Source organism: Tardiphaga sp. 172_B4_N1_3 (assembly GCF_052076035.1).
Taxonomy (GTDB): Bacteria; Pseudomonadota; Alphaproteobacteria; order Rhizobiales; family Xanthobacteraceae; genus Tardiphaga; species Tardiphaga robiniae.
In genome coordinates this window covers 5592612-5611826 of the sequence record NZ_CP197238.1, presented here as the reverse complement: position 1 = coordinate 5611826, position 19215 = coordinate 5592612, and the positions used below count along the sequence as shown (strand labels likewise).

At 59.0% G+C, this 19215-nt stretch carries 16 protein-coding genes and 1 pseudogene; 14 read left to right on the top strand and 3 right to left on the bottom strand.

What is annotated here, in order from left to right; translation table 11 throughout:
* Positions 1–240 precede the first annotated feature (240 nt).
* From galE to AB7783_RS26495, 4 genes and pseudogenes are all read left to right on the top strand, one after another.
* A pseudogene (gene galE, locus AB7783_RS26510) lies at positions 241–1245 on the top strand (UDP-glucose 4-epimerase GalE); the annotation flags it as partial.
* Between the two features lie 1337 nt (positions 1246–2582).
* On the top strand, positions 2583–2888 hold the full coding sequence (locus AB7783_RS26505; protein ID WP_441279230.1) for a hypothetical protein: 306 nt from the start codon (positions 2583–2585) through the stop codon (positions 2886–2888).
* A gap of 482 nt (positions 2889–3370) precedes the next feature.
* Positions 3371–3976, top strand: coding sequence for a response regulator (locus tag AB7783_RS26500; RefSeq protein WP_441279229.1), 606 nt, complete (start codon positions 3371–3373; stop codon positions 3974–3976).
* A gap of 15 nt (positions 3977–3991) precedes the next feature.
* Positions 3992–5128, top strand: a complete 1137-nt coding sequence (locus AB7783_RS26495) for an NAD-dependent epimerase/dehydratase family protein (RefSeq protein WP_441279228.1) — start codon at positions 3992–3994, stop codon at positions 5126–5128.
* Between the two features lie 129 nt (positions 5129–5257).
* Here the strand turns inward: AB7783_RS26495 and AB7783_RS26490 are convergent, their stop codons facing one another.
* Both AB7783_RS26490 and AB7783_RS26485 read right to left on the bottom strand, forming a co-directional pair.
* Positions 5258–6451 carry an acyltransferase family protein gene (locus tag AB7783_RS26490; protein WP_441279227.1) on the bottom strand — a complete coding sequence of 398 codons (1194 nt, stop codon included), beginning with the start codon at positions 6449–6451 and terminating at the stop codon, positions 5258–5260.
* Between the two features lie 1110 nt (positions 6452–7561).
* Positions 7562–7744 (bottom strand): hypothetical protein, encoded by a 183-nt coding sequence (locus AB7783_RS26485; RefSeq protein ID WP_441279226.1) that lies wholly within the window; start codon positions 7742–7744, stop codon positions 7562–7564.
* Between the two features lie 745 nt (positions 7745–8489).
* Here AB7783_RS26485 and AB7783_RS26480 point away from each other — a divergent pair.
* The 10 genes from AB7783_RS26480 (at position 8490) to AB7783_RS26435 (ending at position 18498) form a co-directional block, all read left to right on the top strand.
* Complete coding sequence (locus tag AB7783_RS26480; protein ID WP_441279225.1) at positions 8490–9521, top strand: glycosyltransferase; 1032 nt, start codon at positions 8490–8492, stop codon at positions 9519–9521.
* A 1858-nt stretch (positions 9522–11379) separates the two neighbouring features.
* The gene (locus tag AB7783_RS26475) at positions 11380–12000 is read left to right on the top strand and encodes a GntR family transcriptional regulator (RefSeq protein ID WP_439062523.1); all 621 of its coding nucleotides are present in this window, start codon (positions 11380–11382) and stop codon (positions 11998–12000) included.
* Positions 12001–12199: 199 nt separating this feature from the next.
* Positions 12200–12709, top strand: a complete 510-nt coding sequence (locus tag AB7783_RS26470; protein WP_441279224.1) for an ureidoglycolate lyase — start codon at positions 12200–12202, stop codon at positions 12707–12709.
* Between the two features lie 11 nt (positions 12710–12720).
* Positions 12721–13632 carry an allantoinase PuuE gene (locus AB7783_RS26465; protein ID WP_441279223.1) on the top strand — a complete coding sequence of 304 codons (912 nt, stop codon included), beginning with the start codon at positions 12721–12723 and terminating at the stop codon, positions 13630–13632.
* 34 nt (positions 13633–13666) lie between these two features.
* On the top strand, positions 13667–14530 hold the full coding sequence (locus AB7783_RS26460; RefSeq protein WP_441279222.1) for a substrate-binding periplasmic protein: 864 nt from the start codon (positions 13667–13669) through the stop codon (positions 14528–14530).
* Between the two features lie 75 nt (positions 14531–14605).
* Positions 14606–15277, top strand: coding sequence for an amino acid ABC transporter permease (locus tag AB7783_RS26455; protein ID WP_441279221.1), 672 nt, complete (start codon positions 14606–14608; stop codon positions 15275–15277).
* Between the two features lie 9 nt (positions 15278–15286).
* Positions 15287–15958 carry an amino acid ABC transporter permease gene (locus AB7783_RS26450; protein WP_441279220.1) on the top strand — a complete coding sequence of 224 codons (672 nt, stop codon included), beginning with the start codon at positions 15287–15289 and terminating at the stop codon, positions 15956–15958.
* Between the two features lies 1 nt (position 15959).
* Positions 15960–16943: an NAD-dependent epimerase/dehydratase family protein gene (locus AB7783_RS26445; protein WP_441279219.1), complete on the top strand. Its 984-nt coding sequence runs from the start codon at positions 15960–15962 to the stop codon at positions 16941–16943.
* Positions 16940–17716 (top strand): SDR family NAD(P)-dependent oxidoreductase, encoded by a 777-nt coding sequence (locus tag AB7783_RS26440; protein WP_441279218.1) that lies wholly within the window; start codon positions 16940–16942, stop codon positions 17714–17716. Before AB7783_RS26445 ends, AB7783_RS26440 begins: the two co-directional genes overlap by 4 nt.
* Positions 17713–18498: an amino acid ABC transporter ATP-binding protein gene (locus tag AB7783_RS26435; protein WP_441279217.1), complete on the top strand. Its 786-nt coding sequence runs from the start codon at positions 17713–17715 to the stop codon at positions 18496–18498. The genes AB7783_RS26440 and AB7783_RS26435 overlap by 4 nt, the downstream gene beginning before the upstream one ends.
* A gap of 55 nt (positions 18499–18553) precedes the next feature.
* On the opposite strand, the gene AB7783_RS26430 is transcribed toward AB7783_RS26435, so the two are convergent.
* Positions 18554–19201, bottom strand: a complete 648-nt coding sequence (locus AB7783_RS26430; protein ID WP_441279216.1) for a hypothetical protein — start codon at positions 19199–19201, stop codon at positions 18554–18556.
* Positions 19202–19215 lie beyond the last annotated feature (14 nt).

Sequence of the window (19215 nt, the reverse complement as noted above, 5' to 3'; positions counted from 1 at the left end):
CCGTCAACTCCGTGCACTTTTGTCCCGCAAGACTGTGCATCAACAAGCAGTGAGAAGAGGAGACCGTACCAGGCGATCGCACGCCGGCGCGTGCCAGACCCGCTCATGTCCGCGGCAAACTTACTAGAGAACTTTCGAAATACGCGACGCCGAACAGAGAGACGAGACGACGAGACGAGACGATCCTCGCCTGCGAATCCAAAGACCTCAAAAAGAGTTCAACCGAAACGGGCTATTGCGATGACGATCATGGTCACGGGAGGCGCCGGCTACATCGGGTCCCACACCTGTGTAGAACTGATCCACAGCGGGCACAGCGTCGTAATCTACGACAATTTCGCCAACAGCCATGAAGAGGTGATCAACCGGATCGCCCGTATCTCGGGCGTCATTCCCGCTGTCGTCCGCGGCGACGTCCGCGACCAGAATGCACTCTTGAATGCGCTACGGGCGCATCACTGCAGCTCGGTCATCCATTTTGCCGGGCTGAAATCCGTAGCGGAATCCGTTGCCGATCCGGCGATGTATTACGACATCAACGTCACGGGTACTCTCACCCTCATCAAGGCCATGCAACGCGCGGATATCCGCAAACTGGTCTTTTCATCCTCGGCCACCGTCTACGGCGAGCCCGACGCATTGCCGTTGAAGGAAGATCACCCGCTCGCTCCTTTCAGCCCCTATGGCCGCACCAAGAAAGTGGTCGAGGAGCTACTGCGCGACGTCGCTGCCTCGACGTCACCTATCAGAACGGCGATTCTACGATATTTCAATCCCGTCGGTTCGCATGAAAGTGGCTTGATGGGCGAAGACCCGCACGACGCGCCGAACAATCTCATGCCGTTCGTCTCGCAAGTCGCGGTCGGCCGGCGGCCATTTGTCAATGTGTTCGGCAACGACTACGACACCCCGGATGGCACGGGCATCCGAGACTATGTGCATGTCATGGACCTGGCCGCTGGGCATCTTCGGGCACTCGAGAGCCTCGAAACGCACGACTTTATCACGTCTAACCTCGGGACCGGCCGCGGAAGCAGCGTGTTGGAGCTCGTCCACGCCTTTGCGGAAGCCAGCGGCATGGAGATCCCCGTGAGATTTGCGCCCAGACGCGACGGCGACATCGCGAGCTATTACGCGTCGCCCGATCTCGCACAGCGCGTGCTGGGTTGGGAGGCCAAGCGTGACTTGCCAGAGATGTGCAGGGATGCATGGCGATGGCAAAAGCAAAATCCAAACGGCTATCAGGTTCAATCGCGCCGCGCTCTGCGGCAGCAGACGGCTCGCCCGGAACTAGCGCAGCAATTCGCCATGTCGAGCGCTCGCATCCCTTTTCGAATGCCCTAGATTCACCCGACCGGCTTCGGCCTCCTCGCGATGCTAGATTGTGGTTGGCAAGGCGGCGCGCCTCTCACTCTTGCCCAACTATAGCAGCAGCGTTTAGATGATCAGGTTTTCATTCCCATTGTCTGTGCGCCGATATTGATCAAGATTTGGCCGTTCGCATTCAAGGCAGGCGACCGCTTTCAGTTCAGTGAACTGGGAAGGCGACGGAATCCGCGACTACGCGACCGCGTTGGGACAGTGCTTACCGTCGGCGGCAAGGTCAGCAGCACCGATAGCCTGCTGGTATTGCTGGACAATAGCGCTTCGCCGTTAAGGCTCCACCGAACCTATGTCGAGCCACTCGACCGCGACGATTCATAAGTCTGATGCCCGCCCGTGGTTATTACGTGACGATTGCGTTGACCACGTCATCAGCTTCGCCGGCCCGTCTCCATCTCACCACAGCGCCTCTCGACGCCACGCGATCGATACCGTCACTTCGCGATAGCTCACGCGATGGCGGCCCATAATTTTTCAAAAACGCTGTCAGGAATACGACGCCTGTCAACTATAGCGCACACTACGATGCTAACAGTCTTAGTCATCGCTTACACCAATCGGCCGCGCTCTAACCGCCGATTGCCTATTCTTTCTTATGACTGCGAACATTTTGGGCGAGTAGTACGATGCCTCAAATATCATGATCCTCGATCGCGATTCTCTTTGTTCTTAAATGACAGGGCGGAACGGCCATGCGAATCCCTACAGCACTTGGATTAGCTTCAATGTCTATCCTGGCGGCCGGATGTAGTGCCTCCAGCACAATCAGTCAGTATTCTGGATTGCCTGCATATGAGCTACCTCGCGATCATTCCCAGTACCGGCCGCGCACAATGTCCCGGCCCGAGCGCTCCGCGGGGACGACGCTCCAGACGGCGCCTGCCGATCTGACGCCGCAGGAGGAGAATGCTCGATTTCTGGCATTCATCCAGTCCGAGAACGACAGATTGACCAAAGTCTCGACGATCTGCAGCACTTGCGGGGGCAATCCCGTAGCAGCGCCGATTTATGTCAGGCCCGCGGATCTCGTTTACGTGGGAAAAAACGCAGACGCGAGAAACGAAATTGCAGCGCCTTCGCGCACAAGTCATCCGTCCCCGGGGCAGCCGGCAAAGTAGTCCTGCGCACGACGCGCCGGCGAACGCGCCCGGCTTCGCTTTCCGTTGAAGCGGATGTCGATATGTATTTGCGATATGAACATGGCAGAGCTCACTCCCGGCCAGATCGTACTCCTGCACACCGAAGTCATCGGTCCCGCCCCGGGCTGGAACGCAGACCTGGAGGTGAGACTTCACTCCGCAATCGTGACGGGAGCGGAGGCCGCGGATCTCTTGCTACGTGGCCTCATGGAGGCGGTCCCCATCCACCCGCCCTATGAGGAGGAATTCGACGAGAATGCCGGCTCGATCGTTCTGGATCACATCTGGAAGCCGACCGAAGCCGGCCGAGCTGCACTGTCGATCTCCGACTCCGCCTCAGTCATAGCGCGGCCAGCGCATCCCTGACACCGTCATCCGCACGCGACGTCTTTTTTTGTCCAAATGTCCAAACGCAAGGCGCGATTCCAATCAGGCCACATGGAGGCATTGCGCGATGCGCTCCACCGTTCGGCTTAGCTCGCGTGCACAGCTTACCGGGAGACAACAAGCCGGTAGCTTGCCGGCTGCAGCGGTCCGGTTGACTCCCCGCCCGCTGCCGGGCGCTCCGGCTTGATCCCCTGTCCGGCCGGGGTCGCCCGTCGGTCGAGGCTGCCAGAATATCATTCTGATGTGAACCACGAACGAAGCCGCGAACGTCTCCATGCAGTACTTGCGCTTCATCAACTCCCCGCAAAATGGGGTGACTAAAAGAAACGAAGCCGGAGCTACATCCCCGCAGAGAGAGCCCCGGTCAGGTTCAGGGCACGGTGCACGCTGTACGCCGCGCCCTGAGCCCACCAATTCCTTTATCTCGCCTGATCTTCGTATCGACTAATGAGAGCTCAGACATGGGACGCGAACGACCGCTTACCCCGCGAAACGTGGTGATCGCAGACCGCCATCCAGTGGTTCTGCAAGGTTTGACGAGCCTGCTTGAAGCGCAAGATGGCTTCAAGGTTGTCGCGTGCTGCAGCACTGGCACGAGCTGTATCGAAGCGATTCGAAATTTAGCGCCGGACATCGCCATTATCGATATCGCAATGCCAGGTCTGACCGGGCTGGAAATCATTACCATCGCCAAGTCCGAGGGGCTTTCTACGCGGGTCGTCCTTTTCACCGCGTTCGTTGAAGATCGCCAACTGGCTTTATCGGCCGCGGCTGGCGCCTACGGTGTCATCCTGAAGGACGTGGCTCTCGAAACCCTGGTTCAATCCTTGCGGGAGATAGCGACCGGCCAGAGGCTGTTGCCACTCCCCTCGGTCGATCACTTTCAGGTTCCGGCATCGGATCCCTATTTCGACACGGCGACCTGCGTGCTCACGCTCATCGGTCTGTCATATGACGAGACGCGGGAGTTCACCGCGTTGAATACAAGCCCGCCCGAGACCGGTCAAGCAATCATCGGCCGAGAATTCAGGATCATACGCAGACGGCCGGTGAGCGACGATGGCTAGAACTCTACCAGAAACATGAAACCGCCCGGCGAGCATGGCTACACGAACGAGCAGCTTCTGTTTGGTAGCCCGAAGGCCGTGCCCTCGCCGAGCCACGCAGGCCAGCTTCAGACCGCCGGCTTGATGCATGAGTGCACTGAACTCAGATCGAGACGCCTGGCCTTCTTGCAGAGAGAAACTAGGAATATGGAAATCGACTTGAGCCAACTCCGGGGCAGAACGGTTCTTGTTATTGGAGCAACCGGGTTCATCGGAAGACATCTCGTCAACTCCCTCAACGATCTGGGAGCGATCGTAGTCGGCGCCTCGCGCCGCGCGAAGACAAAGCAGGACGATGTCAACTGGCAGAAGTGCGACGCGAGCGACCCCCTTCAGGTGTCGGCACTGTTCGATACGGTTAGCCCCGAGATCGTCTACCAATTGACGAGCGACAGCCGTGGCGGCCAGGAGATCTCGCTCATCGCCGAGAGCATTCGGAATGACTTGATAGCCACGGTCAACGTATTAACGGAAGCGACGCAACGTGGCGTCGCGCGTGTCGTAATTATCGGCTCGTTGGAGGAACCGAAGGGCGACGCGGCGCTCGTTACCCCATCTTCTCCCTATGCGGCAGCGAAGTGGACCACTTGTGCCTATGCACGCATGTTCTCCGACCTGTATGGACTACCTGTAACCGTGCTCCGATTGATGATGACATATGGTCCGGGCCAGAAGCCGTACAAGGTCATTCCTCATACGATCCAGACGCTTCTCGCGGGCGAGCCGGTGGCATTGACCAATGCTGAGCGGAAGCTCGACTGGGTCTACATCGACGACGCTATCGACGCCATTCTTCGGGCAGGCCTCCTTCGGGGAAATGATGCTCGGTCGATCGACATAGGATCCGGTACTCCGGTTCTCATGCACGATCTGTTGACAGAGATCGGCGACATGATCGGCCGTCCCGAACTGCTTTCTTTCGGGAGCCTTCCCTGCCGCGCGCGTGAGCGGGAGGATGTCGCCGACCCGACTCGTGCCGCTAGTAAACTAGGGTGGCAGGCGCGCACGCCGCTGGCGGACGGCCTTCGTCGAACCATCGCCTTCTATCGATCAATGTCGGCTTCCGTGACACATCTGATCCTGTTGCAGACCCTCCTGCCAACGCTACTATAGCGATTTCCGTTCGATCCGGCGTTGAACATCACGCATCATCTGCCCGAACGACCCGCCTTTCATGACGAATGATGGACACGAGATCGAGGCTCCTCTTGCAGCCACCTCGATCGCATCTGGCGCAATTCGTCACCTATCTGCACCGTCCACGGCGCGTGATGCCTGCGGCTGTCGCGACGTCAACACCCCTTTAAGCCACGCACGCGCCACGGGTGTATGGCGCTCGAACAGCAGATAGAAAACGTAGCCTGCCAGCACGCAGGCCAGCACGAAGCAGATGTTGAGAACAAATGACGCCAGGGTGAATTCGTACCTGCCCCCGATCATGACATGCAGGAACAGCAGAATGGGGTAATGAATCGCGTAGAGCGAAAAACTGAATTTCGCAAGCGTCTTTCCAAAATTCAGAAATGACGGCAACGGCACTTGGAAGTGGGAAAGACCAATGATAGCCGCTGCCGTGCCAAGCCCTATCGTGAATTCGGTGACGGCCCAACGTGGCGCAAAGCCGAATATTTCCGCGATGTGAAGCAGGATAAGACTTCCCGCGACGAGAACAATCCACCGGACGATCGGCATCGTCACGGCATAAACCAACGCACCCAGGCTCCAGATCGCGAAATAGAAGAAGAACCGCAACCCAATATGCGTGCCACCCCGGTCATTGTACTCTGCGAGCAGGAACAATCCGAATATTCCGACAACGGCGAGCGCGAAGGCCGGCTTTCGGACAGCCGATAGCAGCGCGAAGATGAGGACGTAGTACCAGAATTCGTTGGACAAGCTCCAGAGCGGCAGATTGGCTGCGAATTCCGAGCAGACGATCGTTTGCAGAAACAGGCCGTTGCAAATTGCACCATACGGCCCGATTGGCGCGAAGAGGATTCGCGCGCGGTCGTACAGATCCTGATGCGAGGCCGCGAATGGACCCCAGCCCGATGATTGCCTCGCAGACACATAAGCGCAGAATGCAATCGTCAATGCTGGAATGAGCACGACATAGAGACGGGCCGTGCGGGCGGAAAAATAGTCGATGACATCGAGACGCCCGGTCCATGCGCGCACGATCGCAGGACCTCCGACCAGATAACCGCTAAGAACAAAGAACACCATCACGGCGGCTGCCCCGTGACTGCTGATCGTCCAGAGAGAGGAGAACAGAAGCCTGATCCCGGCGTCATGGCTCTCGTCGGGCAGCTTCTCTATGTACATCAACTGATAGGCATGGAAGGCCACCACCTCGACGGCGGCCGCCCCCCGCGTCAGATCCAGCCAGCCTGCAACTTCTTTTTGAACGCCCGTTTCCGACCGAATCGCGATCACGGCTGCTCCTGACATTCACGATAGACCGGCAAGCCGGCTTCCTTGAGCCGATGCTCAGGCGATTTGAGCGGGAGCAATTTGATCGTCCTCAATTCATTGCACGAATGTCGCGTCCCACCCTTCTGGTGTCGCCGCCTTACATTGCGCATAACGACGATGCAGCACCTTTCTGCGTATCGACGGCCGCACGAATTGATACGACGAGTTGCAACGAGAATGGCAGGCGTGAGGGCTCGATGCCGAAGCTATGGATAATTGAAGCAGGCAGTGCGAGGCTTGGAGATGCGCCGGTTAGACGAGCAGCCTATTTCGACTAGCGCGAGCACAAGCATTTGAAGCGTATGCAATCGGTTAAATAGATCAGAAACCACACTGCAATGAAGTTGTTCGAACCAGGCACTGCAGATCGGCAGACTATCCAGCGACTCACTGGCGGAAGATTATCCCGGAGATTTTCCACCCTCAAAGCTACGCCAGAATGTAAGCGGAGCTTTAACTCAATCTATCTCACACACACCGATAGTCGGGCACCTGACCCATGACCCGAACTCAGATCTCTCAGTGAATGGATAGAGAGTCCGCCGGTAACACAAGCCTTCGCCATCCTTACCGCCGGCGCCTGGAAAGCTGATCGACCCAATGGCATCATTCATCCGCATCGATCCGACCCAAACAATGCGGTTAGACGCGCAGGAAGCAGCGTGCCCCTGGGATATTTGTACGACTGGCAAAAAGTCCCACACCTTCTGAACAAACGCGAGGTCGGCTCGAGCCTGTGAGGATGCAAGCACAACTGCTGAGATGAAAACTGCAGCGCGCATCGATTGCTTTCCCGTTGCTCCGCCACCTTAGCGGAAGCAGCTAGGCCGATTTGACAACGATCAACTTCGCGCAGCACGGATGCTCAGCGACCAGCATCACGCCTTCGAGCGCCATGTCAGAAGCCCGCGACACCGTAATCTGCGCTTTTGCTTTGACTTTTAGGCCTAAGCCTAATGGCCGGGCGATTTAAAATCGCCGGCGTCATAACAAATCCGACGCAAGCGGTACAGGCAGTTTCATTCGCAAACGCCTTGATTCACAAACGCCCGCAGACACCAAAATGCGCCGTTAATCCTCGTCCGGAAAGGTATTGCCCTTTTTGAGCCGCGCCGCCGCCGCATCCAATGCTTTCCGGGACGCCCCAAACCGCTCAATCAATTTGCGGGCTTCCTCCAGCGTTAGACCATGCTTGAACGACAGAAAATCTGGCGTGTAACCACCATCGGATTTATCATCAGGGTCAGAAGACATGCGCAATCTGCAATTTGAGAAACCATGACAGAATACGTTTATCGGCCATAACTTGTTTCCTAGCCCAACTGCAATCATAGCTGGGCTGCTCTAGAGCTAGGCCGTTACGGCTTCGCTTGTAAGCATATCGGTCAAGACCAGATGTCTTTGGAGAGCTGACACGCCCTCCCGCGACGACTCCTCAAAACGGCAATCACCTACGTTCGCATCGAAACATTTCTTCAAATATCGAGCAGGAGTTCGAGCATCCGCCGCCTGTTCGGGTAGAAAACACTCTTAGACGTTCACATCGCGACCCAGAAAAGCTGCTGCGCCACGTAACCGAGTGGGGCCCAATCTGGGGATCAGCCAAACACCTCAGAATTTTATTTTGTATAATCAACTACATACATGAAATACTGGCGGAGAGAGTGGGAATCAAACCCACGATTTTCAATCATTCTACTTCGAAGAAGACTGAAAGCTGCTGAGTAAGCGCTCGCCTGCCTCCTTCAAAGATTTCGAGTCTGAGCCGGGTTCGATTCCGGTCGGCCGATTGTGGAGACAAGAACCGCATGGACCATGCCTGCTGCGAGCTTGTGCGCGCTAGATGACCGTGGCCGGCATGAAAACCAGACCTACAAAAGCTTGGTCGGATGTTCGCGGATAAAAGAGTGCCGGGGGCCCTAGCCGACAATCGCCCAGTAGCATAACAAACTTCATCAACGGACTCATGCGAGGCGGCGCCGAGATCGGACTGCGTAGCTTGCTGGAAAACGGGCTTTTCGAAGGTTACGATTTTCGTGTGATTATTCTTCACCGAGGCTCGGCCGAACTGAGGCGCGAAATCGGAAACTTAGCAGGCGAAGACCGAATTATTGAAGCGAGCGATTCCCCAAATCTATCGATCCGCGGCTGCCTGGTGGGCGCGTATCTGCTGTTCCGGACCATCATTACCTTCCGTCCGGAATCAGTCATTCTGTCGCTCAAACAGGCCAACATCATCGGCAGGTTCGTGCTATATGCCTTTCCGAGGGTCAAGTGCATCGCTTTCGAACACATTGCCGAACTTGAGCGCGGACCGGCCGTTGCGTTGTATAGCAAGCTTCTGCGGTTGACTTCTGGTCGAGTCGATAGCGTTTGGGCGGATTGCACGACGACATTACATGCAACGCGCATCTACTTTAAGCCGCGACGACGCGAGGAGGAAGTCGTCCCGCTGTTCCTCGCGAGCGATGAAGCCCCGTTGAAGACGTGTTATGAACTCTCTGGCCCAGCACGGATCGCAACCGCCGGTCGCTTGGTGAGCCGTAAACGCATCGATCTGCTGCTCAGGGCGGTTCGTATTCTCTTCGACCGAGGCCGCCCGGTCATTCTGACCATCTACGGCGAAGGGCCTATGAAATCAACATTTGAGCAACTAGCGAGCGACCTCGGCATTGGACAACAGGTCGAGTTCGCAGGATTTAGGCATAAGTGGTACGCCGATGCGATGGAGCAAGACCTCTTCATCCATATGAGTGATGAGGAAGGGTTCTGCATCGTTGTCGCGGAAGCCATGATGGTCGGCTTACCCGTCATCGCAAATGCTGTCGGCGGAATACGCGATTACTCTTGTGATGGAAACACTGCTGTTCATCTATCATCGATGGATCCGCAACATGTGGCGGACACCATTGGCCAACATCTCGATTGCGAGAGTTATCGGCATTACTTGGGCCATTGTGCCGCCGATTCGATCAAGTCAACATACCGGCGTGAGCGCGTGATGGAACTCTACAGGAGCGTTGAATTCTGACTTATGTATTCTTCCGGATCCGTCTTGGATGCGTCTGCAACGATCGGCCCATAAGACCGCAATGCGGACTAGGGACAATCGTATGACCCATTTTTGCCAGTATTGCTAAATTTAAGCTGCTCTTTTTAGGTTAAGAGGCACATCTTCCGATGACGACGGCTCAAGTATTTGTCCTTGAGATTGACGGCAGGCCTACGGTCGTATTCGACGCGCCTGATGCGGATTTCGCTTGCACGATGTGCGTGGATGATCTGCTTAGGACAGATCTCGAGTCGATGACGACCAATGGTGCGCCTATTTGCTACGCCCATTCCCGTCTCGCATGCCGCCTTGCCTCTCCATGTGAGATTTCTGCCTTTGAGTATGCAAATCTACGTGCGCCCGTGTCTGACGACCCAACCATGGTATTCCTTATCAAGGTCGATGGGATCGTCGTGATATCCGTCACCCCTTCCGCTTAAGCCCGATGAATATCGATCCAAATTCACCACCAGACTTCCGATCGTCTTGGAGATCTTTGAAGAGTAAGGGGGCAAACGTGGCGGTTCCGTCGAACAATATTTGGTCGGTTGAGGAGGATCAGAGACTGAGGGAACTTGCTATAGCAGGCCGATCTAGTTTTGAGATCGCGCAGTCCCTCGACCGTACGCCGGCTGCCGTCAAACGACGGGCAAGCTCTCTGGGTGTTCGGTTTGGCCGGTCGGACGTGCACGACCGCGCATCTCGCGATTTGGATAGAACAACCCCCTTTCTAGAATAGACTCGCCTCTTACGCGTAGCCGTTAATGTATTGGGGTTTCATTGGCCCTCGGAGAGATTTCGAAGCAGACGACGGCTTTGAGCCGACTGACGAGCGGCACATGGTCAGGCTGCCATTGATCGAGACAACAAACGAAGGGTTTCGGTACACAGCTCTCAAACCCAACAGATGAGCTTGCTTAGCCGAGCACTGAGCTCTTGGCCCAACGCTTATCCAGGCGGTTTGCGCCTGGTCGTCTCAGAGATAAATGTAATTCGTGCGCTTTGATCGTCGTTGCAGCCCGAGTTCGCCCAATTTCTTTCGCTATCTCTTCTGGCGGTAGCCTTCCAGCTAAACTGCGAAGCGTTGCAATTTCATTGTCCGTCCAAGGCCGGTGTAACATTACCATCTGTACCTCCTAACACTGAACACGTTGCGTAAGTGCTGCAACTTCCATTCCACGCCTTGGGATAGAACCGTAACTTGGTAGTTCTCTATCTTTTACTCGCGAACAAATTGCCGTGAGTTACTCCAGATCCCAAGCAGAGCTTCCTCACTACAGCCTACCGAAATCGTCTATCAGTTTTGCGAACCAATCAACGAATCGCAGAACTAACTAGCTTGCTAGCCAGCGATGATGTTCTGTCAGATATGGACGTGAATTCCACAGAAGCAGTCGCCCAAGACGCCTTCGACGCTAGATCGCCACTGAAGTCCTGCGCTGCGGAGCAGATTGCCTGCTCCGCATCCGTCGCGAATAGACCATCGTCTGCACCGAACCATACCGTAGTAGAGCGCGAGGCCATTTGCGATTTTTGTACTTAAGTGACGGCCTCGCTTGATCCGAACGTCCGCCCTGCGCCAGACGCGGTCATGTGGAGATCCAAAGACAGCGGAATTTCGCGAAGTCTTGCATAAAAGGTGACACCAATTGAGAATGGATGGCTCGCCCAGAGCTTCGGCTCGGCCACCGGCGAGAACGTACCGTACGTCTACCGATATGGCGGCATTTCTATCCAATCGTCGAAAGCAACGTCCGTGCCTTCTGTCAACAAAGCAAAGAAATCAACCAGCAAACGCCCGGCACGGACCAATGGCAGCATAACAGACGCAACCTATTTGAAGCTGCACAACCTGATCGAGTCGCGACAGCTGCAGCCCGGCGAGGTGATCGAAGAGCGCCGGCTTGCACTGCGGCTAAAAGTCTCGCGGACACCGCTGCGGGCTGGCATCAGCCGGTTGCTGGGCGAAGGCAGGCTCGAGCAATTGTCCAACGGCACTGTGGTGGTTCGCACAATCGAGATGGCGGAATTGCTCGAATTGGTCCATCTCCGCATGGTGCTGGAGAGCGAAGCGACGTTCATTGCGGCGACCCGCATCGCGCTGGATATCCTTGCACCGATCAGGGCTGCGCTGGAGAAGATCATTGCTGCGTCGACAGTGTCCGGGACGGTTCACTGGACCCTCGACGATGAAATTCATGACCAGATCGCGCGGCATTGCGGCAATCGCTCGCTTGAGAAGCTGATTGGAGAAATCCGGCAGAAAATCCGGATGTGCAATGTAGAGCGCCAGCCTGGCCGGCTGCTGCCCGCCACCCGCGAGCATCTGGCGATTATCGATGCCATCATCGATCGTGATGCCGCCGCAGCCCGTCAGGCGATGATCCTGCATCTCACTAATGTGCGGCAGGGATTGCTCGAACGGTTCGGGATCTTCCTGCCCGAGCCTCACGGTTAGGTCGAGATCAGGCAGAATCCCTGCGGGCGCATGTCCGAAAATTCTGCAGCTGCCCGCAATTTTGTCGGACTCCGTCCAAATTTGACGCAGCTTCCCGGGCTTCGCAGCTTGACTGAAATCAGCATGGGCGGTTCACTGGTATACCAGTGGAATATCGGACCGCTTCGCAGCAGACCGACCAACCAGATGTCCCGCCTGAATGACGCCGAACCACATTGCTTCCCACACCGTCGCGGCCGAATCGCTGTCCCCAGCCGCCTTTGCCGCCTTCGGCGATGTAGCCGAGCGACCGATCGACGTGCGCCGGCGCTATCTTCCGACATCGGACGATCGCACCGAGGACGCCGCCACCTTTTCCTTCTGGATCAGCAGCGCCGCCAGGCTCGGCAGTCTGCCCCTGCCAATCACGACGCTGGAGCGTCATCCGTTCTCCGCCCAGACCTTCATCCCGCTCGGCAGCAGCCAATACCTGGCGATCGTGTGCGATGCCGGCCCGGATGGCCTGCCTGATGTGGCCACCCTGCGGTGCTTCATCGCCGGAGCGCATCAAAGCATCACCTTCGCCCGCAATGTTTGGCATCATCCCATGACCGTTCTCGGCGCGGCTATGGAATTTGCCGTCGCCATGGGCATGACCGGCCGGCAGGACGACGACGTGTGCGTCGATATCGCTGGCGACGTTCGCGCCGTGATGCCGCAGAGCGCATAGGGATCGCAACGATGCCGCATGATGATCACCTCACCCGCGACTTCGTCGGCTACGGTCGCACCCCGCCGCATCCGCAATGGCCGGGCGCAGCGAGAATCGCACTCAACTTCTGCATCAACTACGAAGAAGGCTCCGAGCCGTCGTACGCCGATGGCGACGGCGTCACCGAAGCAGCCCTGACCGAAGGTGGCGGTGGCGGCTTCGAGGGCCGCGACCTCGCCGCCGAGTCGATGTTCGAATATGGCAGCCGCATAGGCTTCTGGCGCGTGCTGCGCCTTTTGTCCGAGCGCGGCATGATCGCCACCGTCATGGGCTGCGCGCTGGCGTTGGAACGCAACAACGAGGCCTGCGCCGCCATTCAGGAATATGGCTACGACGTCTGCGCCCATGGCTGGCGCTGGGAGCGACATCCGTTGCTGTCCGAGGTCGATGAACGCGAGCGCATTCGCAAGACCGTCGAGAGCCTTAAGCGCACCACCGGCGAGCGTCCGCTCGGCTGGTATTGCCGCTATGGGCCGAGCGTGAACACGCGGCGCCTCGTGGTCGAGGAAGGCGGTTTCCTCTACGACTCCGACGCCTATAACGACGAATTGCCGTACTGGACAAGTGTGCTCGGCAAGCCGCATCTCGTTGTGCCCTACGGCCTTGCCAACAACGACGCAAAGTTCAGCCGCGGCGCGATGGCAACGGCGGATGATTTCTTCGTCTATCTGCGCGACGCCTTCGACATGCTCTACGCGGAAGGCGCCACCGCGCCGAAGATGATGTCGGTCGGACTGCACACCCGCCTGATCGGCCATCCCGGCCGCGCTGCCGGCCTGCAGCGCTTCCTCGATCACGTCGCCAGGCACGACAACACCTGGATCTGCCGGCGCGGCGACATCGCCCGTCACTGGCAGACCACCCATCCCCCCACGCCCTGATCTCCACCACATCCGCACCCGAAAGGACGTCCCCATGAGACTGAAACCCACGGATTGGCTGTTCGCGCTGATGCTGTCGACTGCGGCATTCGTCGCCGGCGCCAGCGCGCAGGAAGCCGATCATCCCTCCGACAAGCCGATGGTGGTCGCGTCTGACTTCGGCGTCGCGCCGTGGATGGTGCGCGGCCCCAACGGCCCCGAGGGTTTCGGTGCAGATCTGATCAACGAGATCGGTAAAGATCTCGGCCGCCCGAAGGTCGAGATCGTCGACATCAATTTCTCCGGCCTGTTCGCGGCGCTGTTCGCTAAGCGCGCCGAATTCCTCGTCAACCCGCTCAACCTCACTGCCGAACGCTCCGAGCGCATGCTCTATACCGAGCCGCTATTCTCCACCGGCAACGGCTTCATCATCCGCGCCGCTGACGAGATGAAGGGCTTCGAGGATCTCAAGGGCAAGGCCGTCGCCGTCAACCGCGGCACCATCTCGGATACCTGGGCCACCGCCAATGCCGAGAAATACGGCTTCGAAGTGCAGCGCTACGATGTATTCCCCGACACAGTACAGGCCGTGCTGACGCGCCGCGCCTTCACAGCGCTCAATGAGATCCCGACAACCGTCTATGCCGCCAGCCAGAACAAGGCGATCAAGGTCGGTTTCAAGGACTTCAACGGGCGAAACTTCGCCTATGCGTTTCGCCTGGAAGACACCGAGTATCGCAACAAGGTCGAGGCGGTCATCGAATGCATGAAGTTGGACGGCCGCCTGCGCAAGCTGCACGAGAAATGGTATGGCGCGGCGCCCGATGCCGGCTCAGCCATCGACACAGTGTATTTCGGCTACGGCCCTCCCGGCTTCAAGGGTTTCGAGCCGACCTCGCACGTTCCGAAGTGCAAGTAAGGCACTTGCTCTGACAAGATAGCTGCCAGAACTGGATCGGCACCGCTCTGATCCAGTTCTTGGAGCGGAGACCCGATGGATCGGATCGTCGAATATTACTTCAACGCCCAGGTCATCGCGACTGCCTTCCCGCAGGTGCTCGCGGGCTTCCGCACGACTGTCATCGTCTCGCTGCTCGTCATTGTCTGCGGCACGCTGTTCGGCCTGCTGCTCGCGCTGGTGCGATGTGCGAACCTGCGCCCGGTCAATTTTGCCATCACAGCCTATGTGGATGTGCTGCGCACGCTGCCGCAGCTGGTCGTGATCGTTTTCATCTATTTCGGCCTGCCTTATCTGGGCCCTGCTTTGTCGCCCTTCATGACCACCGTGGTCGCACTCGGCATGGTGCTGTCGGCCTTCGCCTCCGAGATCTTCTGGTCCGCGATCATGGCGCTGCCGCGCGGACAATGGGATGCCGCGAGCGCGCTCGGCTTCAGCCGGCTACGGACGCTGATCACGATCATCCTGCCGCAGGCCATTCGCCTGGCCGTCCCGTTGCTGACCAACCGCGCCATCTCCATCAGCAAGGGCACAGCGCTCGGCACCGCGGTGTCGCTGCCGGAAACGCTCGGACAGGCGCAGAGCGTGATGGCGCTGGTCGCCAATCCCTCACCGCTGACGCTAGCCGCGGCGTTCTACCTCACCTTCTTCCTGCCGCTGGTCATCGCCAGCCGGTGGATCGAATATCGCTACAGCACGGGGCGTTGAGCGGATCGCATGCAGGATTTCCTGGACAATTTCGCCAACTGGGACTCGCTGTTGCGGGTCTATCCGCTGCTGCTGCAGGGGCTACTCTATACAGTCTGGCTCGCGGTGGTGGCGCTGCCGCTCGGCATTCTCGCCGGCCTCGCCATCGCCGTGCTGTACAGCTTCAAGAACCGCTGGGTGAATATCGCGCTGCTGATTTATATCGACCTGTTCAGATCGTTTCCCGTGGTGGCACTGCTGATCTTGATCTTCTACGGCATGCCATTTCTGGGCCTGACGCTCGGCAGCTTCACCGCGGCGGTGCTGGCCATCGTGCTCAACAATTCCGGCTACTATGGCGAGATCTTCCGCGCCGGCATCCTGTCCGTGCCCCACGGCCAGACCGAGGCTGCCCGGGCGCTCGGTTTCAAGCCGCTGCATGTGGTGTTCTCCATCGTGCTGCCGCAGGCGATCCGCAACGTGCTGGCGCCGCTCGCCAGCAATTCGCTAGAACTCGTCAAGGCGACACCAATTGCCGCCTTGGTCGCGCTGCCTGAACTGCTGCGCTCAGCCCGCGTCGCCCAGGAGCAAACCTACAACCCGACGCCGCTGATGGCGGCCGCGGTGATCTTCTTCGTCATCCTGTATCCGTTCACGCGCTGGGTGGCGCGGCTGGAACGGCAAGCACTGAAAGCCCGCTGACATGGCCACACTGGTCACCGGCGGCAGCGGTTTCATCGGGCTCGCGCTAGCCGAACGCCTGATCGCCGACGGCGAGACCGTTATCTTGTTCGACCTCTCAGCCCCCGGCCACGACATGCTGGTGCGCGCCGAGCTTGCCGGCGCTACGCTGGTCACCGGCGATGTCACAAGCGCCGATGACGTCGACCGCGCGTTGAACACGGCCGGCATCGACCGCGTGATCCACACCGCCGCGATGACGCCGAATGCGCAGCGCGAGCATGACGCTGCGCGCCAGATCGTCGACGTCAATATCGGTGGCACCGTCAATCTGCTCGAACGCGTAACATTGCGACCCGCCATCAAGCGCGTCACCGTGCTCAGTTCGGTCGCAGTGTACGGCTTCTCGCAACCGGCCGCGTCGGGCCTGTTCGAGGAGGATTTGTCGCCGCCGGCGCCAGCTGCGCTCTACGGCATCACAAAGCTTGCATCGGAACAGGCGGCTCTGCGGATCGCCGACCTTCACAAGCTCGATGTGCGCGTGATTCGGCTCGGGCCGGTCTTTGGCCCATGGGAATTGCAGACCGGTGTCCGCGATGCGCTGAGCCCGCATTATCAGGTGCTCCGCATGGCCTTCGAAGGCCGTGAAGCGATTCTCCCGCGCAGCATGGCCGGCGACTGGATCTATTCCCGTGACGCTGCCCTCGGCGTCACGAGGGTGAGCGCCTCCGACACGCTGAAGCACCGCACCTATCACGTCAGCGGCGGTGTGTTGTCTGATCTGCCACGATGGTGCGAGATCATCGCGACGCACATGCCCGGCTTCCGCTGGCGGATGGCGGAGATCGAGGCGGAGGGCAACGTGATCTATGGCCTGCCGAAGGACCGTGCGCCGCTGAACATTGCGCGGCTGGCCGCGGATGCCAGCTTCACGCCTCAGTATCATCTGGAAGATGCGGCGCGCGACTATCTCGGCTGGTTGCCGCAGGCAGGAGAACCCGCATGAGCAAACGTCTGGCTGGAAAGTCAGTTCTGATCACCGGCGCCTCCTCGGGCATCGGCCGCGCCATCGCCCGCCGGTTTGCTACCGAGGGCGCGAAGCTCATGCTCGCGGATCTCACCATGGACGTGCGCGAGAGCGGCACTCCGACATTGGAGCTGCTGCGTGCAGACGGTTATGAGGTCGATTTCATCCGGATCGACGTCGCCTCGGAGGACGACACCATCCGCGCTGTCCAACAGACCGTTGCGCGCTACGGCCGCCTCGACGTGCTCGTCAACGACGCCGCCATCGGCACCGGCAAGCGTCTGACGGACACCAGCCTCGCCGAATGGGACAGGACGCTGGCGGTCAACCTCACCGGCGTATTCCTGATGTCCCGCGCCGCCGTCAACCAGATGCTGACGCAGGATATCCGCAACGAGGCCCGTGGCCGCCTCGTCAACATTTCTTCGCAACACGGCATGATCGCCTGCCCGGAAGACATCGCCTATGGCACCTCCAAATCCGGAGTCGTCTACATGACGCGGCAGATCGCGGCGGACTACGCGAAGGATCACATCATCTGCAACGCAGTTGCGCCCGGCAAGATCGTCACCGGCAAACCGAGCCGCGCCGCGGAACCACGCTGGATGGACTACTCCACCAGCCGCACGCCGATGCCGCGGCTGGGCCGTCCCGACGACGTCGCCAATGCAGCGCTGTTTCTGGCCTCCGACGAGGCAACTTTCATGACGGGCGAAAACATCCTCGTCGATGGCGGCTGGATGGCGTCATGAACAACGTTTCGGAGAGCACCATGGTGCAAGCGCCTGCAGAGACGTCCGCGCCGATCATTCAAATGTCCGGCGTCACCAAATGGTATGGCGACGTCCAAGTGCTCAAGGGCATCGACTTCACGGTGGCGCGCGGCGAGCGCGTCGTGATCTGCGGGCCTTCGGGGTCCGGCAAGTCGACCATGATCCGTTGCATTAACCGGCTGGAAGAACATCGCGACGGCCGCATCGTGGTGAATGGCGTCGAGCTCGATCACTCGACGCGCAATGTCGACGTGGTTCGCCGCGATGTCGGCATGGTGTTCCAGCAGTTTAACCTGTTTCCGCATCTGACCGTGCTGCAGAACCTCACCATCGCGCCACGCAAGATCCGCGGCGCAACGAGGCAGGAGGCCGACGAGATCGCGCGCTATTTTCTTGAGCGCGTACGGATCTCCGAACAGGCTGATAAATACCCGAGCCAGCTCTCCGGCGGCCAGCAGCAGCGCGTCGCCATCGCGCGTGCGCTGTGCATGAAGCCGCAGATCATGCTATTCGACGAGCCGACCTCGGCACTTGATCCGGAAATGATCCAGGAGGTGCTCGACGTCATGGTCGGGCTCGCCCGCGAAGGGATGACCATGGTCTGCGTTACCCACGAGATGGGATTCGCGCGCACGGTCGCCGACCGCGTGGTATTCATGGACGCTGGCCGGATCATCGAGGAAGGCGCGCCGGCCGATTTCTTCTCGGATCCGAAACAGGATCGAACCCGTGCATTCCTCAAACAAATTATGCATCGATGACCGAAGCGTCCGCTTTGCGCCAGAAGCAGTCATAGGCACAGCTCTGCACCTTAAGTCAGCAGCCCGAAAGCGTGGTTACCCCTGGCGTCGCTGTGGCACCCGTGGCATTGGCAGCCGCCATCATGCCGGGGGCGGCAAGGTTCATCGAGACGGTCTCATTGCAGGCCGTGGCATTCGGTGTAGGCATCGTCGCGGACGGGGCGATACTGGTGTCGCCGAGGATGGCGGTCGGCGCCTCAAGCGTGCCTGGCATGACACTGGAAATCAGCGGAGTGGTGAGCGGCAACGATGAAGGGTCGCTTGGGCTGGAATTCCCGTTCAGAACACAGCTGCTGGAGTCCAGCGGGCTACCAACCGGCGTGGTCGGGGTGGCCGTACCGGTCGCGCTACCGAGATTCGTCGTCGAGATCGTTCCCAGGGCGGCAGCGGGTGTCGCTGCACTTGGCGCTGTGGTTGGCGCGCAATTGATAACGGTGCCCGGCGTTGTTGGGTCCGACGCCAGCGGCACCGGAGCCAAGCTGGTATCTGCCGCCCCCGGAAGCGTCGCCGCGGAGAACGGACTCGGGCCGTTGAGCGGCGAGGAAACCATCGTACCAGGAGTGGTCGGAAGCCCCATCGACGTCGAGCCCATGGTCGAGACCTGCGCCAGAACCGCGTCGCAGCCTAACAGCGATAGGATCAAAACGCCCAGCAGTCGCACCATGGCTACGTTTCCTT

Excerpts from the sequence above, each read along its gene's own strand:
- AB7783_RS26470 (WP_441279224.1), top strand. The coding sequence starts at position 12,200 with ATGACGCCGAACCACATTGCTTCCCACACCGTCGCGGCCGAATCGCTG.
- AB7783_RS26505 (WP_441279230.1), top strand. The coding sequence starts at position 2,583 with ATGGCAGAGCTCACTCCCGGCCAGATCGTACTCCTGCACACCGAAGTC.
- AB7783_RS26430 (WP_441279216.1), bottom strand. The coding sequence starts at position 19,201 with ATGGTGCGACTGCTGGGCGTTTTGATCCTATCGCTGTTAGGCTGCGAC.
- AB7783_RS26485 (WP_441279226.1), bottom strand. The coding sequence starts at position 7,744 with ATGTCTTCTGACCCTGATGATAAATCCGATGGTGGTTACACGCCAGAT.
- AB7783_RS26445 (WP_441279219.1), top strand. The coding sequence starts at position 15,960 with ATGGCCACACTGGTCACCGGCGGCAGCGGTTTCATCGGGCTCGCGCTA.
- AB7783_RS26465 (WP_441279223.1), top strand. The coding sequence starts at position 12,721 with ATGCCGCATGATGATCACCTCACCCGCGACTTCGTCGGCTACGGTCGC.
- AB7783_RS26460 (WP_441279222.1), top strand. The coding sequence starts at position 13,667 with ATGAGACTGAAACCCACGGATTGGCTGTTCGCGCTGATGCTGTCGACT.
- AB7783_RS26440 (WP_441279218.1), top strand. The coding sequence starts at position 16,940 with ATGAGCAAACGTCTGGCTGGAAAGTCAGTTCTGATCACCGGCGCCTCC.
- AB7783_RS26455 (WP_441279221.1), top strand. The coding sequence starts at position 14,606 with ATGGATCGGATCGTCGAATATTACTTCAACGCCCAGGTCATCGCGACT.
- AB7783_RS26435 (WP_441279217.1), top strand. The coding sequence starts at position 17,713 with ATGAACAACGTTTCGGAGAGCACCATGGTGCAAGCGCCTGCAGAGACG.
- AB7783_RS26500 (WP_441279229.1), top strand. The coding sequence starts at position 3,371 with ATGGGACGCGAACGACCGCTTACCCCGCGAAACGTGGTGATCGCAGAC.
- AB7783_RS26450 (WP_441279220.1), top strand. The coding sequence starts at position 15,287 with ATGCAGGATTTCCTGGACAATTTCGCCAACTGGGACTCGCTGTTGCGG.
- AB7783_RS26495 (WP_441279228.1), top strand. The coding sequence starts at position 3,992 with ATGAAACCGCCCGGCGAGCATGGCTACACGAACGAGCAGCTTCTGTTT.